The organism is Parasedimentitalea psychrophila (genome assembly GCF_030285785.1).
GTDB lineage: Bacteria > Pseudomonadota > Alphaproteobacteria > Rhodobacterales > Rhodobacteraceae > Parasedimentitalea > Parasedimentitalea psychrophila.
Genome location: NZ_CP127247.1, coordinates 1245287 through 1260023 on the forward strand (window position 1 = coordinate 1245287; position 14737 = coordinate 1260023).

Consider the following 14737-nt stretch of genomic DNA (forward strand, 5'->3'; position numbering starts at 1 on the left):
CTGTTCTACTGCTGGCCTTGCAGCTCGCGATGTCTAATTGACACCTGCTGACCATCTTCTGCAAGGGCCTTGGCCAGTGTTTCTGCCAATGTCACCGATCTATGTTGCCCGCCGGTGCAACCAAAGGCGATTGAAAGGTGTGATTTCCCCTCTTCGCGATAGGCGGGCAGCAACATTTGAGTCAGCCCCAACACCCGCTCAAAGAAGTCGCGGTATCGCGGGTCGGTTCTGACATGTGCCTGCACCGCCGGGTCGCGTCCGTCCAGCCCGCGCAGATCCTGCTGCCAATAGGGATTGGTCAGAAAGCGGCAGTCGAACACCATATCGACACTGTGCGGGATGCCCCGCTTGTAAGAAAAGCTCTGCACCGACAGCGCCAGTGAGCGGCCGCCGGGGGCGAACCAATGCTCGATCTCGGTCTTCAGCTGGTGCACATTCATGTCCGAGGTATCCAGCAACATGTCGGCCCGCTCGCGGATCGGGCGCATCAGGTCCAGCTCACGGGTGACGCCAATTTCAGGCGTCTCGGCCGGTGCCAGCGGATGACGGCGACGGGTTTCCGAATAGCGTCGCAACAAGACATCCGGCCTCGCATCCAGATAGAGCACCGTCAGCGCAACATGTTGATAGCCCTCAAACACCGAGATCAGCTCCAGCAGCGCTTCGGGGGTGAAATCCCGGTTTCTGCTGTCCAGCCCCAGCGCCATCGGCGAGTCCATTTTGTCGGTCATCACCAGCCGCGGCAACAGCCGCAGAGGCAGGTTATCAATCGCCTCGAAGCCCAGATCCTCAAGCACATTGATGGCACTGGACCGGCCCGCACCAGACGGGCCTGTAACCAGCACCAAAGGCATCAAAGTATCACTGCGTTCCTGCATCCGGGTCCTGTCGTCCGCGTTTGAGATATTGTAGCAGAGCTGGCGCCAGATGGGCAGCATCAGGCCTGTGTAACAGTGTCACCACCTGCCCCAAAAGCGTGACAGTACGGATTGGCGGCAGCCGCTCGACCTCGGGTATGTCCAAATCGATCACCGCGCAAATTGTCGTTTGGCTGCACTGGTCCGCCTGCAGGATGCCCAGACCTCGGGCCTCGATCAAGCCGCCAATCGGCTCGGGGGCGCGGGCAATCAGCTGCCCCTGCTCCAGGCTGAGCAGCACCCGGTCATCCGCCACCAACCGCGCACCCAGGGCCATCAGCGACAGCGCCAAAGTCGATTTACCACTGCCCGAGGCTCCACGGATCAGCAATCCGTTGCCAGCCAGCGAGACACAGCTTGCATGCAGGCACAGATCACCGATGCCGCCCACCGGCTAGACCGGCAGGCCGACGACGAACCGCGCGCCCAGGGGTTCCGAGGTCATATCCACTTCGGTCGGTCGAATATTCTCGGCCCAGACCACACCGCCATGCGCCTCGACAATCTGCTTTGAGATCGCCAGCCCAAGACCGGAGTTATTGCCAAAATGTTCATCCGGGCGCTGTGAATAGAACCGCTTGAAAATCTTGCTCAGCGCCTGTTCGGGAATGCCGGGGCCGGTATCTTCGACCACCACCAGCACCCGGTTGGCGCGACGGCGGGCCCAGACGCGGATGGCGTCGCCCTCATCACAGAAGGAAATCGCATTGGTGATCAGGTTGACAAAGACCTGCGCCAGTCGCGCCTCTAGCCCGGTTATCATGATCGGACCTTCGTTCAGATCGGTGATATAGTCGATCCCCTTGGCACGGGCATCTTCGCCCAGATACTGATTCAGGTTGCCGATCATCTCCAGCAGATCGAATTCTTCTTCTTCTTCTTTGACCAATTCCGCATCCAGCCGCGAGGCGTTGGAGATGTCGCTGACCAGCCGGTCCAGCCGCCGCACATCATGTTCTATCACCGACAATAGGGTTTCACGTTGATCCTCACGCTTGACGATGCGCAGTGTCCCAACCGCCGATTGCAGGCTCGCCAGCGGGTTCTTAATTTCATGCGCCACGTCCGCAGCAAATTGTTCGTTGCTGTCGATGCGGCTGTACAGCGCCTTGACCATGCCGCGCAGCGCCCTGCTCAGGCGGCCGATTTCGTCCGGGCGGGCCGACAGATCCGGAATCCGGATGCGGCCCGGCTGCACCTTGCGGTTATCGCGATCCCGACCCAGCTCGGCGGCTTCGGCAAGATCGGCCAATGGGTTGGCAATGGTCGAGGCCAGCACCAGCGACAATCCGACAGAGACCAGCAGCGCAATGACAAACATCTGCAAAACCCGCTCGCGTTCGGCCCGAACCAGCGCATCAATTTCACCCGTTGGCGAGGCCACGGCGACCACAGCAATGGGTTGCCCATTGAGTATAATGGGGGTCACGGCGGAAAAAACAGTGCCGCCAGCGGTATCAACCACCGGTTCGATCTTGGTGCCACTGCTCAACACATGCGGCACCATCAGACGCAATTGATCTTCAAGCGTCTCATGCTCTGGCGCCGGGTCAGAGGGCAGTATCCACTCGGCCGCAGCCCATATTGCTGAGAGCCCATCACTGATCGGCGTCCGACCGGATTGCCCTTCGTTCAGCAGATCCACCGCTTCGTTCTCGGAGGCACCCACCGTTCGGGCAATCAGGGTTTCGGAGGCATCAAAAACAAAAACCTCAACGCCGGTCCGCAGGCTCAACCCGTCGAGGGTGGCGCCGACATCAATACCATCACCGGTGGCAACACTCACCCCCCCTTGATTCGGCAATTGCGCTTCGAACACATCCGCAATCAATCGCGCCTCGCCGACAACGGCACCGGCCCGCTGCAACACCAGGCTCTGACGCGAGGCATTCAGATATAGGACACCCGCCACCAGAATGATCAACGCAATCAGGTTGAAGGTGATGATTTTGCGTGTCAGCGGCGATCTCCGGAAAGAGAACAGCCTGCGGCGTGCCCGCTTGGCCAGCATTTCGTGCGCAACAGTGTGCTCTGGGGCGACCCAATCGTCGCCCAGAACAACGTCACCGTCGTGCTGGCTGTCTGTCATTCCCGTGTCGCGCATTGGCGCCCTTCCACCAGGACCCAGCAGGGTCGCTTAATCTTCGTTATACCGGTAGCCGATGCCATACAGGGTCTCAATCGCAGAAAAGTCCGGATCGGCACTGCGCATCTTCTTTCGCAACCGCTTGATATGGCTGTCGATGGTACGGTCATCCACATAGACTTGGTCATCATAGGCCACATCCATCAACTGGTCCCGGCTTTTGACAAACCCGGGACGTTGCGCCAGCGCCTGCAACAGCAGGAATTCTGTCACCGTCAGCGAGACATCCTTGTCTTTCCAGCTCACCGAATGGCGCAGCGGGTCCATGCGAAGCAAGCCGCGCTCCATGACTTTGGTTTCCGTCTCGGGTACGGAGCCATTGGCATCCGCATTGAGCGCGTCCTGGCGACGCAGCAAGGCGCGAATGCGTTCCACCAAAAGGCGCTGCGAGAACGGTTTCTTGACGTAGTCATCCGCCCCCATGCGCAGGCCCAGAACCTCGTCGATCTCGTCATCCTTGGAGGTGAGAAAGATCACCGGCATCTGCGATTTCTGCCGCAACCGTTGCAACAGATCCATGCCGTCCATGCGTGGCATCTTGATGTCCAGCACAGCCATATCCGGCAGCTTCTTGTTGAAGGCGTCCAACGCTGCCTGACCATCGTTATATGTTTCGACCTCAAAACCCTCGGCTTCGAGTGTCATCGAGACTGACGTCAGGATATTCCTGTCATCGTCAACCAATGCAATCTTTGACATCTGATGCGCCCCTAATCTGCTCTAAACTGCCTGTTTTTTACGGTATTCATCGCTGTTCTGCCGGTTCGAATCAATCCCCATTCACGGATCAAGGCAATGTTGCGTCCTTATAGAGGCAAAAATACCTTAGTATTACCTAAACAAGTGCCATAGTTTTGAGCGTTAAAAAAATGGTTGCGCTAAAGTTTGCGATGGTTGCGCTAACGTGGCGGAAGCCTCCTGTTCACACCCTAAACCACCATGTTATGACCTTTTTTATCGGTCGCTTGATCGTTTCCATAGCCCCACGGCGAGATCACAGCTAATATGATGTCCCGCCGCCATAGGAGAAAAACTGATGACATTAGGACGGGTTAACCCGCAATTCCGACTCGAGGATCAGGGCATCGAGGGTCTGGGACATGTCTATTACAACTATATGGAACCGGCACTGATTGAGGCGGCGCTGAAGCGTGATGAGGGAACTTTGGGCAACGGCGGCGCCCTGCTGGTCTCCACCGGCAAGTTCACCGGTCGCTCCCCCAAGGACAAACATGTGGTGAAAACCGCCAATGTTGTCGACACCATCTGGTGGGAAAACAACACCGAGATGAGCCCCGAAGGATTTGAGGCTCTCTATACCGACATGCTGGAGCACATGAAGGGCAAAGAGTATTTTGTTCAGGACCTGATCGGTGGGGCCGATCCTGCGCAGTCAATCAACGTCCGCATGGTCACCGAGCTGGCCTGGCATAACCTGTTCATCCGCCACATGCTGCGCCGCCCGGACCGCGAAGACCTGGACGACTTTCTGGCCGATTACACCGTGATCAACTGCCCCAGCTTTCAGGCTGACCCAAAGCGCCACAACTGCCGCTCCGAAACCGTCATCGCGATGAACTTTGAGCGCAAGCTGATCCTGATCGGCGGCACCGAATATGCCGGCGAGAATAAAAAATCGGTGTTCAGCCTGCTGAACTACCTGCTGCCGGAAAAAGGCATCATGCCGATGCATTGCTCGGCCAACCATGCCACCGGCAACCCGGTTGACTCGGCGATTTTCTTTGGCCTGTCCGGCACTGGTAAAACCACCCTGTCGGCAGACCCGTCGCGCACCCTGATCGGCGATGACGAGCACGGCTGGTCCGACAACGGCACCTTCAACTTTGAGGGCGGCTGCTATGCCAAGACCATCAACCTGAACGCCGAGGCCGAGCCGGAAATTTTTGCCACCACCTCAAAATTCGCCACCGTGATCGAAAACATGGTGTTCGATGCGGACACCAAAGAGCTGGACTTCAAGGATGACAGCCTGACCGCCAATATGCGCTGCGCCTACCCGCTCGACTATATCGCCAATGCCTCAAAAACCGCGATGGGCGGCCACCCCAAAAATATCATCATGCTGACCTGTGATGCCTTTGGTGTGCTGCCGCCGATTGCCCGGCTGACCCCGGCGCAGGCGATGTATCACTTCCTGTCCGGCTTTACCTCGAAAGTGGCCGGAACCGAACGTGGTGTGACCGAACCCGAGCCGACCTTCTCCACCTGTTTTGGCGCCCCCTTCATGCCGCGCCGTCCCGAGGTCTATGGCAATCTGCTGCGCAAAAAGATCGCCGAACATGGCGCCACCTGCTGGCTGGTCAACACCGGCTGGACCGGCGGCGCCTATGGCATCGGCTCGCGGATGCCGATCCGTGCCACCCGGGCGCTGCTGACTGCGGCGCTGGACGGATCTCTGGCCGAGACCGAGTTCCGCAAGGACAGTAACTTTGGCTTTGACGTTCCGGTCTCTGTTGCCGGCGTTGCCGAGGTGCTGCTGGATCCGCGCCGCACCTGGGACGATCAGGCCGCCTATGACAGCCAGGCGGCCAAGCTGGTGCAGATGTTCTCGAAGAATTTTGAGCAGTATCTGCCTTTCATTGATGACGACGTAAAATCCGCAGCGATCAGCTAAGCCAGATCACACACACAAAAAAGGCCCCGTATTTTCGGGGCCTTTTGCATGTCAGCCTCCCGGCCTATTCATCCATGGTATCGCCGCTGCCGCCCAGTTCGGCGGGAAAATCGCACAGTTTTGGCAGCCCGTCTTTGATTGGCAACACCGTCTCGGCATAGTTCACATGCAAGGCTGGCGCGAAGGTCAGAGTTGGGATCGAGGCGGCGTAGACATCGACCAGACCGAACCCCTGGTGGCCGGTCATCACATGGCCGCCACAAAGAGCACAAAACTGGCGCTGACTGCTTTCCGTTTTCTCAAAAGTCGTCAAATGCTTGGCCCCTTTGGTCACGGTCACCGCGTCCGGTTTCCACAGGGTAAAAGCATTGACTGGCCCTGCTGACCACGACCGGCAGGAGGCGCAGTGGCAATAGCCCATAGCCTCGGGGGTGCCGCTCACTTCGATTGCCACGGCGCCGCAAAAACACTGGCCTTTGTGAACTTCAGTCATCTGTCACCTCTTTATCTCTGTCTCGACGCCCCTCCCCCGGTATCTGGGGCTGGCGGCCAAAACGCATAAGCAAAAGTGCAACATGTTTTCGAGACCCGCGTGGTGCGTGCCAGCACACACCCTACACTGCTCCAGACGTAGAGTGGCCTAGGCCGGGTTCAAGCCTACCGGCTCCAGCTTGCTGTCTGGCTCCACATGGATGGTGGTGTTGACCCCCGGAATCTGCGCCTGCAGCGCCGTCTCGACCCGGTCACAGATCTCATGCGAGGCCGCCACTGTCATCGCGCCGGACACCACCATGTGAAACTCGACGAACAGCGCCTGCCCCGCGCGGCGGGTGCGGATGTCATGCACCTGCAGCGCGCCAATGGCCGCCGAGTCAATGATCTTTTCGATCTGGGCCTGTTCAACCGGGTCAGCCGCCGAATCCATCAGCCCACCGATCGAGGAGCGGATCACCATGACGCCCTCACGCAGGATATTCAGCGCCACGATGATGGCCAGCAGCGGATCCAATATCGCCCAGCCGGTCAACAGCGCCAGCAGCAGCCCCGCCAGCACTCCAACCGAGGTCCAGACATCGCTCATCAAATGGCGGCCACCGGCGGCCATGGCCGGCGAGTGATATTTGCGGGCCCAGGTGATCAGGATCCGCGCCCAGCCAAGGTTGATCACCATCGCCAGCCCATTCACCACCATGCCCACCGGGCCAAGTCCGCTGAGATCCGGAGTGGCGAGTGCCGCCAGTGCCTGATGTACGATCATCAGCGCCGCCAGCACGATCATGGTGCCTTCGGCCACGGCCGAAAAATACTCGGCCTTGTGATGGCCATAGGGGTGGCCGCGATCCGCCGGGCGTTGCGCATAGCGCACCGCAAGCAAGGCCAGAACCGCCCCTCCGACATTGACCAGCGATTCCAGCGCGTCAGAATACAGCGCCACCGATCCGGTCATCCACCAGGCCAGATATTTCAGCCCCAGCACCAGCAATGACACCGCGATAGAGCCTAACGCTAAGCGCTCAGCAGACAGCGCCTCTAACCTCATCCGAACACGCCGCGTCGCACCAGGTTCAGCCCGGCCACCGCCAGCACCACCAGTGTCGCCTTGCGGAATGTGGCCTGATCAATACTATCGTGCCAGCGCACCCCGACCCACATGCCCAGCATGGCCGGCGGCAGCAGCGCCAGCGACAAGGGCAGGGTTTCAGCCCGCAGCACCCCTGACCCGGTATGGGCCACCAGCAGCGCCACAGCCCCCAAGCCATAGATCACCCCCTGCACCCGGATGTGTTCGCCTTTGGGGGTATCCAATGCGGTCAGATAGGCCACCGTCGGAGGCCCCCAGACGCCGGACAAACCGCCTGTAAAGCCAGCAAAGGCCCCCACCGCCGCCTCGATCCGGGCCGAGGGTTTCTGCAGGTGAAAGCGCAGGCCAAACAATTGCAGGAAGGCAAAGATGGTAATCGGGACACCCAGCACCAGCAACAGCACCTGGGTTGGCAGCACCCGCACCAGCTGCGCACTGGACAGCAGAAACACCAGCCCAACCAGCAGGAACACCCGGAACCGGCGCACCGATTGCCAGGCCGCAGCCCAGCCCTGTCGCAGCGCCTGTATGCCGTTGCTGGCCACCGTCGCCAGGATCAGACCGGCCAGCGCCAGTTCCGGGCTGAGAAACACACTCAGGCCGGAAATAAGGATCATCGGCATGCCAAAGCCAACCAACCCTTTGATCACACCGGCGAACAGGGCAACGCCAACGGCAGCAGCCAGTTGCGCAGGCGACAATATCAAAAATAAGCTATCCATGAATTTCCAGTACCATATCCAGAAATAGCTGCACGCGAAAAATACCCGCGCAACAATTGTCCAAAATGCCGCGATGCAGCGTCTTTATGTTGCGCTGCGGCTGCAAAGTGACTACCACCTGTCAGGACTGTATAGATGTGACCCATCGCCAAGATGAACTGGACCTGCATATGACCCCGACCCTTCTTAGTGATCTTCTGGCGCTGACCAATGCTGCACTGCCGCCGGTGGATACAGTGTTCCAGGCCGCCCGCACGGCTGTGGCTGCACTGGTCAGTGAAAACGGTCGTGTCTCGGGGCGGTTGATCGAACAGAACCAAACCGCGGCGCATGGGCTGGCCTGGCTGGCCACCTATCAGCAAAGCCTTGTGCAGATGCAGAAATGGGCCGAACGCCTGCAGGATGATGGAAAATTCGGCGAGGTGGAGCAGCTGATCCTGCAGATCGGCTTTGGGGAATACCTCAACCAGATCCACGGCGGCATTCAGATGAACCAGGGCGAGGTTGTCCGCCTGCAGGACATGGGGCTTGGCCCCGACCACCTGAGCGCGCTGATGCAGCCTGCGGTGATAACTCTGACCCAGACCAGCAACACCCAGGCCGCCCGCAGCCGTCTGGTCGAGCTGATGCAGCAGCAATCCGCCAATCTGACCACCGGCGCCACCGGGCTGGACGACGAGCTGGAGATGATCCGCGAACAGTTCCGCCGGTTCTCGGTCGAGCGGGTCGAACCGCATGCCCATGACTGGCACCTTAAGGACGAGCTGATCCCGATGGAGATCATCGACGCGCTGGCCGAAATGGGGGTCTTTGGCCTCACCATCCCCGAGGAATTCGGCGGCTTTGGCCTATCCAAGGCCTCGATGGTGGTGGTCTCCGAGGAGCTGTCGCGCGGCTATATCGGGGTTGGCTCGCTGGGCACCCGCTCGGAAATCGCGGCCGAGCTGATCATCTGCGGTGGCACTGACGCGCAGAAAGCAAACTGGCTGCCCAAGATCGCCAGCGCCGAGATCCTGCCGACCGCCGTTTTCACAGAACCCAACACCGGCTCTGACCTTGGCGCCTTGCGCACCCGCGCCGTCAAGGACGCCAGTGGCGACTACCAGATCACCGGCAACAAGACCTGGATCACCCATGCGGCCCGCACCCATGTGATGACCCTGCTGGCCCGCACCGACCCCGACTCGACCGACCATCGTGGGCTGTCGATGTTCCTGGCGGAAAAGACCCCCGGCACTGTCGACGCCCCTTTCCCCACCGAGGGCATGAGTGGCGGCGAGATTGAGGTGCTGGGCTATCGCGGCATGAAGGAATACGAACTGGCCTTCGACGGCTTTCAGGTCAAAGGTGAAAACCTGCTGGGCGGGGCTGAGGGCAAGGGCTTCAAGCAATTGATGGAGACCTTTGAGTCCGCCCGCATCCAGACCGCCGCCCGTGCCATTGGCGTGGCGCAATCGGCGCTGGATCTTGCCACCCAATACGCTCAGGACCGCAAGCAATTTGGTAAATCACTGATCGAATTCCCCCGGGTGTCGGGCAAACTGGCGATGATGGCGGTGGAAATCATGATCGCGCGCCAGCTGACCTATTTCTCGGCCTGGGAAAAGGACAACGGCCATCGCTGCGATCTGGAGGCTGGCATGGCCAAACTGCTGGGCGCCCGCGTCGCCTGGGCGGCGGCGGACAACGGGTTGCAGATCCACGGCGGCAACGGCTTTGCCATGGAGTATAAAATCAGCCGTGTGCTCTGTGATGCCCGCATTCTCAACATCTTTGAAGGCGCCGCCGAAATTCAGGCGCAGGTTATCGCCCGCCGCCTGCTGGCCTGACCGTCGTTTCACTTCCCCGGGGCTTCCCCATACCTGCCCGGCCACTGTGCCGGGCGTTTCTTTGCCCGCCGGATAGGCCCTGCCTGGAAAGAGACTGTTTCCGCCTGATGTGGTATCTTGGCCCGGTATTCTCGCTATAAGAGCTCATGCGATTTCTTGCCCACCTGCTTGCCGTGACGGCCCTCATAACTGGCTGTTCCGGGGCCATCCCCAAGGATCAGCCCAGCCGTATTCTGGCGATGGGCGATTCGCTGATGGCCTGGAACAGCAACAGCGGCCAGTCGATCCCCGATATGGTGGCCGATACCCTGGGGGAACCGGTGGAGGATCGCTCTGTGTCTGCCGCGCGGGTGATCTATAACCTGCCGATTTCAGGCAGCGCCGGTCTGAACATCCGCAAACAGTATAGGCCCGGCGACTGGGACTGGATCATTGTCAACGGAGGCGGCAACGATCTGTTGCTGGGCTGTGGTTGTTTCGCCTGTGATCGCAAACTGGACAAACTGGTCTCGGACGACGGTCGCAAGGGCGCCATTCCCGGCATGCTGTCGCAGCTTCGCCAAACCGGAGCACGGATCATCTATGTCGGATACCTGCGCAGCCCCGGTGTCGGCTCGGCGATTGAGCACTGCCGCAGCGAGGGCGACATTCTAGAGCAGCGGGTTGCCCGGCTGGCCGACCTCGACAACGATATCTACTTTCTGTCGCTGCGCGATCTGGTTCCGCATGGCGATCGCTCATATCACGCGGTGGACATGATCCACCCCTCGGTCAAGGCCAGCAGCGCCATTGGCACCAGAATCGCACAGATCATTCAGAGCCAGTGACGTGGCCCCAAATGATCGTTACCGCCGCCGGGTAAAGGCATCGACAAAACGCCCCCGCGCCTCGGGCAATGGGTGACGGCCCAGCGACGGGGCCAGCCGGGCTTCAAGAAAAAACCCGGTGGTGCGCAGCCCCTGTTCGATCTCGGCGTCGTCGGCCTCGCCCTCCCCCAGCAGCACCGGTGGCAGTGGCAGCAACCGGCTGGCCCAGTCACCGGCCCCCTCAGCCGACACCGCCCGACCGGATTTTGGTGAGACATAAATCAGCCCTCGACTCGCCCCGGTCACCGCGCAGGCGGAAAGGTCCAGACCAAACCCCATCTCCTCCAGCAGTGTCATCTCCCAGTGCAGATAGGCCAGCGGCCACAGTTCTTCATGCTCCAGCAGGTCCAGCAACTGTTCGGATTTGGCATAGAGACTGGCATGTGGGGCGCGCTCCGGCAGGCAAAAGGACAGCAAACCCGTCACTGCATTCAGCCCGGCCAGCGCCAACCGCCCCGACAGCGCCGCCGCTGCCCGACTGCGCAAAAGCTCGGCCTGATAATGCCCCAGATGATCCTCCAGCCGGGCCCGCCAGATCAGGTCCAGCTGCGCGCCGGGTTGCAACACCGGTGCCTGCCTGCGGCTGGTCCCCCCCCGCACCACGCCCGCGTGACGACCGTGTTCCTTGGTAAAGACATCAATAATCGCCGAGCTTTCGCCATGGCGGCGCAGGCTGAGCAAGATGCCGTGATCAAGCCACTCCAATGGCTGTCCTCCCTTGGGTCTGTGGCAAGCACCAGACCGCAACCGCCGCCAATCCGCAAGCTGGCCCTTGATTGCTCCAGCCCATTGCCTACCTCTAATTAACACATCCGTTAATCAAAGGACTCCCACAATGCGCGGCATCACCATCACTTACAAATACAGCGGCGCCGAGGCCCCTTGGCAAAGCGCCGTCTCCGATTTCATCACCGCCATCAACAATGATCCGGTGATTGCGGGCAAGTTCATCTATCAGGTGGCGATCGCCGACGACAAGCAAACCCGGGTTCACTGGGGCCGCTGGGACAAGGGTGAAACCCTGGCCCACCTTCAGGCGCAAGAGTATTTCAAAACCTTCGCCGGACACATTCGGGGGTTTGCCAGTGGCGCACCATCAGCCACGGCACATGACATCGCGTTCAAAAGCAGCGGCTGGTAGCTACGCCAGCCCCGGTTCATCCAACAGATGACGGCCTTGGCGATCCTCGACCTCGATCACCCATAGATCGGGGTCGAAATCCTGTTGCTTGCGCACCGAGACATCCACCTCGCGCTCATCGCCGCTGACCAGTTCGATCCATCGGCGTTCATTGCTCATCAAATCATAGGAGCGCTGAAACGCAATCGCCTGACCGTCCAACGTGTTCAGCTTGACCAGGACCGTGCCGGCCGTGTCATCGCCATGGGCCACCACAAAACCCGGAATTCCCTGCAGCCTGAGCCGCGTCAGATAGGCCTGCACCCAGAATTCGGCTGTCAGACGGGTCATGGTGCAGATCCCGCAACACAGGGCCGGACTCGGCCCGGCGATGCCGCCGGGCGTGATCGATAGCAAAAAGAACCACCACTCGCCCCGGCGGCCACCGATCTTGATGCGCCCGCGTTAATCAAGGCCCTAGTTGCCGTCCTTAAAGTCCAGCCCCATCTGCGAATAACGCTCGGACTCGTCCTGCCAGTTCGGCCGCACTTTGACCTGCAGGAACAGGTGAACCTTGCGGTCTAGGAACTCCGTCAGCTCGGTCCGGGAGGCCTGACCAATAGCTTTGATGGTCTCGCCCCCCTTGCCCAGCACAATGCCCTTGTGGCCGTCACGCACCACATAGACCACCTGATCAATCTTGACCGAGCCGTCCTTGCGATCTTCCCAGCCTTCGGTCTCGACCGTCATCTGATAGGGCAATTCCTGATGCAGCCGCAGCGTCAGCTTTTCTCGGGTCATCTCAGCGGCAATCATCCGCAGTGGCAGATCGGCAATCTGATCCTCGGGATACAGCCACGGACCTTCGGGCACCTTAGCCCCCAACCAGCTGCGCAGATCCTCAACCCCATGACCTTTTTCCGCCGAAATCATAAAGGTCTCGGAAAAATCGTAGCTCTCGTTCAGCTTCTGCGCCAGACCCAACAGTTTTTCGGTCGGAACCTTGTCGATCTTGTTGATGGCCAGCGTCACAGTGCGGCCCTTGCCAATCTCGGCCAGGCCTTCCAGGATCTTCTCCACCCCCTCGGTGACGCCCCGGTGGGCCTCGACCATCAGCACGATCACATCCGCATCCGCAGCGCCGCCCCAGGCGGCCGCAACCATGGCGCGGTCCAACCGGCGGCGCGGTGCAAACAGGCCCGGCGTATCGACAAACACGATCTGGTTTTGACCGTCCATCGCCACGCCACGAATGCGCGCGCGGGTGGTCTGCACCTTATGGGTGACGATCGAAACCTTGGCCCCGACCATGCGGTTCAGCAGCGTCGACTTGCCTGCGTTTGGTTCACCAATCAGAGCCACAAATCCGGCACGAGTACTCATTATTTTTGCTCCAGTTTACTTAGCAGCGCAGTGGCTGCGGCCTGTTCGGCCTGTCGTTTTGATCCAGCCGTGGCTTGCGCCTCGGCCCCGTCGTTCAGCCGTACCATAATGGTAAACACCGGCTGATGATCTGGCCCGGTGCGCGACACCAGCTGATAGGCAGGAGGCGTCTCCCCCTTGGCCTGAACCAGTTCTTGCAGCGAGGTCTTGGCATCCCGCGCGTCATCCTCGACCGCGTTAATCCGGCTGGCCCAAAGCCGCAGGATCATCGCCTGCGCCGCCTCAAACCCGGCGTCCTTATAGACCGCGGCAATCACCGCCTCCATGGCATCGCCCAGCAGCGCCAGCTTGCGCCGCCCACCCGACATCATTTCCGACCGCCCCAGCTTCAACACTTCGCCCAGGTCGATCTCGCGGGCCACATCCGCACAGGCCTCTTTGCGCACCATAGCATTAAACCGTGGCGCCAACTGGCCCTCGGATGCAGATTTGTCATCGTCGAGCAGCGCCGTCGCCATCACCAGCCCCAGCACCCGGTCGCCCAGAAACTCCAGCCGCTGATTGTCGCTGCGCGTCGCAGACGAGATCGAGGCATGGGTCAGCGCCCGCACCAACAGTTCGGGCTGGGCAAACTGATGCCCGATCCGATCCTGAAAGCCCCGCATTTCTTTTGACAGCTTCACTTGATCCCCTTGAAGAAACGATCACTACGCCAGGTCCAGAAGTACAACATCGAACGGCCCGCAGATGAGAACATAATACGATCCGCCCGGCCGATCAGGTTCTCATAAGGCACAAAACCAACGCCACCCGCCGATTGCGGCACCCGGCTATCGGTCGAGTTGTCCCGGTTGTCCCCCATAAAGAAATAATGCCCCTCCGGCACCAGATACACACCGGTATGGTCGGTGGACTGATTGCCGATGTTCAGGATTGCATGTTCGACACCATTGGGCAGGACCTCGATCTGGCGCGTCTTCTTGCAGGTCCCGCCGTCCCCCACTGCCGCATCGTTCTGGCAGCGCGGGAACCGCCCCTGTGGCCCCTGCCGCTGCATGACTTCTTCGAAATCAGCTGCCTCTTTCAAAGCCACCGGTTTGTCGTTGATGAACAGAACACCGTTCTTGACCTGAATCTTATCGCCCGGCAGACCAATCAACCGCTTGATAAAGTCGGTGTTGTTCACCGGGTGCCGAAACACGGCCACATCGCCGCGTTCCGGCGTGCCGCCGAACAGTCGGGTGTTGTCTCCGTCCAGAAAACCACAGATGTCTTCGGCGTCTATGTCGATGCCGATACGCCCCAGTTTCACACTGGGGCAGGAGGCATAGGAATAGCCATAGGCCATCTTGTTGACGAACAGAAAATCGCCGATCAGCAGAGTTTCCTTCATCGATCCGGACGGAATCCAGAACGGTTGAAAAAACAGGGTGCGGAAAACACCGGCAATCAACAGCGCATAAACAATGGTTTTGATCGTCTCGACGATCGAATTTCCGGCTTGGACTTTGGTCGCCATCAGGCACTCCGGTTCTAA

Annotated in this window: 16 protein-coding genes; 4 read left to right on the top strand and 12 right to left on the bottom strand. The window is 60.0% G+C overall.

The genetic code is table 11. The features are described 5' to 3' along the window. Window positions 1-5: 5 nt before the first annotated feature. From rapZ to QPJ95_RS05980, 4 genes are read right to left on the bottom strand one after another with little or no spacing between them, the layout of a single operon-like run. Window positions 6-878 carry an RNase adapter RapZ gene (gene rapZ / locus QPJ95_RS05965; RefSeq protein ID WP_270917828.1) on the bottom strand — a complete coding sequence of 291 codons (873 nt, stop codon included), beginning with the start codon at window positions 876-878 and terminating at the stop codon, window positions 6-8. Then, entirely contained in the window at window positions 862-1308 is a 447-nt protein-coding gene (locus tag QPJ95_RS05970) for an HPr kinase/phosphorylase (protein ID WP_270917806.1), read from the bottom strand. The genes rapZ and QPJ95_RS05970 overlap by 17 nt, the downstream gene beginning before the upstream one ends. 3 nt (window positions 1309-1311) lie before the next feature. After that, window positions 1312-3021: a sensor histidine kinase gene (locus tag QPJ95_RS05975; protein WP_270917805.1), complete on the bottom strand. Its 1710-nt coding sequence runs from the start codon at window positions 3019-3021 to the stop codon at window positions 1312-1314. Window positions 3022-3054: 33 nt separating this feature from the next. Next, on the bottom strand, window positions 3055-3762 hold the full coding sequence (locus QPJ95_RS05980; protein WP_270917804.1) for a response regulator transcription factor: 708 nt from the start codon (window positions 3760-3762) through the stop codon (window positions 3055-3057). 337 nt (window positions 3763-4099) lie between these two features. On the opposite strand from QPJ95_RS05980, the gene QPJ95_RS05985 reads away from it, so the two are divergent. Further along, the gene (locus QPJ95_RS05985; RefSeq protein ID WP_270917803.1) at window positions 4100-5698 is read left to right on the top strand and encodes a phosphoenolpyruvate carboxykinase; all 1599 of its coding nucleotides are present in this window, start codon (window positions 4100-4102) and stop codon (window positions 5696-5698) included. A gap of 64 nt (window positions 5699-5762) precedes the next feature. On the opposite strand, the gene QPJ95_RS05990 is transcribed toward QPJ95_RS05985, so the two are convergent. From QPJ95_RS05990 to QPJ95_RS06000, 3 genes are all read right to left on the bottom strand, one after another. Beyond that, on the bottom strand, window positions 5763-6191 hold the full coding sequence (locus QPJ95_RS05990; protein WP_270917802.1) for a GFA family protein: 429 nt from the start codon (window positions 6189-6191) through the stop codon (window positions 5763-5765). Window positions 6192-6338: 147 nt separating this feature from the next. Next, window positions 6339-7238, bottom strand: coding sequence for a cation diffusion facilitator family transporter (locus tag QPJ95_RS05995; protein WP_270917801.1), 900 nt, complete (start codon window positions 7236-7238; stop codon window positions 6339-6341). After that, the gene (locus tag QPJ95_RS06000) at window positions 7235-8002 is read right to left on the bottom strand and encodes a sulfite exporter TauE/SafE family protein (RefSeq protein ID WP_270917800.1); all 768 of its coding nucleotides are present in this window, start codon (window positions 8000-8002) and stop codon (window positions 7235-7237) included. The genes QPJ95_RS05995 and QPJ95_RS06000 overlap by 4 nt, the downstream gene beginning before the upstream one ends. A gap of 170 nt (window positions 8003-8172) precedes the next feature. Here QPJ95_RS06000 and QPJ95_RS06005 point away from each other — a divergent pair, with 170 nt between their 5' ends. Both QPJ95_RS06005 and QPJ95_RS06010 read left to right on the top strand, forming a co-directional pair. Continuing rightward, entirely contained in the window at window positions 8173-9831 is a 1659-nt protein-coding gene (locus QPJ95_RS06005; protein WP_270917827.1) for an acyl-CoA dehydrogenase family protein, read from the top strand. Window positions 9832-9977: 146 nt separating this feature from the next. Next, complete coding sequence (locus QPJ95_RS06010; protein WP_270917799.1) at window positions 9978-10658, top strand: SGNH/GDSL hydrolase family protein; 681 nt, start codon at window positions 9978-9980, stop codon at window positions 10656-10658. A gap of 18 nt (window positions 10659-10676) precedes the next feature. Here the strand turns inward: QPJ95_RS06010 and recO are convergent, their stop codons facing one another. After that, window positions 10677-11402, bottom strand: a complete 726-nt coding sequence (gene recO, locus QPJ95_RS06015) for a DNA repair protein RecO (RefSeq protein ID WP_270917798.1) — start codon at window positions 11400-11402, stop codon at window positions 10677-10679. A gap of 130 nt (window positions 11403-11532) precedes the next feature. On the opposite strand from recO, the gene QPJ95_RS06020 reads away from it, so the two are divergent. Further along, entirely contained in the window at window positions 11533-11838 is a 306-nt protein-coding gene (locus QPJ95_RS06020; protein WP_270917797.1) for a hypothetical protein, read from the top strand. Here QPJ95_RS06020 and QPJ95_RS06025 read toward each other — a convergent pair whose 3' ends face one another. From QPJ95_RS06025 to lepB, 4 genes are all read right to left on the bottom strand, one after another. Next, the gene (locus tag QPJ95_RS06025; protein WP_270917796.1) at window positions 11839-12168 is read right to left on the bottom strand and encodes a DUF1491 family protein; all 330 of its coding nucleotides are present in this window, start codon (window positions 12166-12168) and stop codon (window positions 11839-11841) included. A 126-nt stretch (window positions 12169-12294) separates the two neighbouring features. Then, window positions 12295-13200, bottom strand: a complete 906-nt coding sequence (era, locus tag QPJ95_RS06030; protein WP_270917795.1) for a GTPase Era — start codon at window positions 13198-13200, stop codon at window positions 12295-12297. Beyond that, the gene (rnc, locus tag QPJ95_RS06035) at window positions 13200-13883 is read right to left on the bottom strand and encodes a ribonuclease III (RefSeq protein WP_270917794.1); all 684 of its coding nucleotides are present in this window, start codon (window positions 13881-13883) and stop codon (window positions 13200-13202) included. The genes era and rnc overlap by 1 nt, the downstream gene beginning before the upstream one ends. Beyond that, window positions 13880-14719: a signal peptidase I gene (gene lepB, locus QPJ95_RS06040; protein WP_270917793.1), complete on the bottom strand. Its 840-nt coding sequence runs from the start codon at window positions 14717-14719 to the stop codon at window positions 13880-13882. Before lepB ends, rnc begins: the two co-directional genes overlap by 4 nt. Window positions 14720-14737 lie beyond the last annotated feature (18 nt).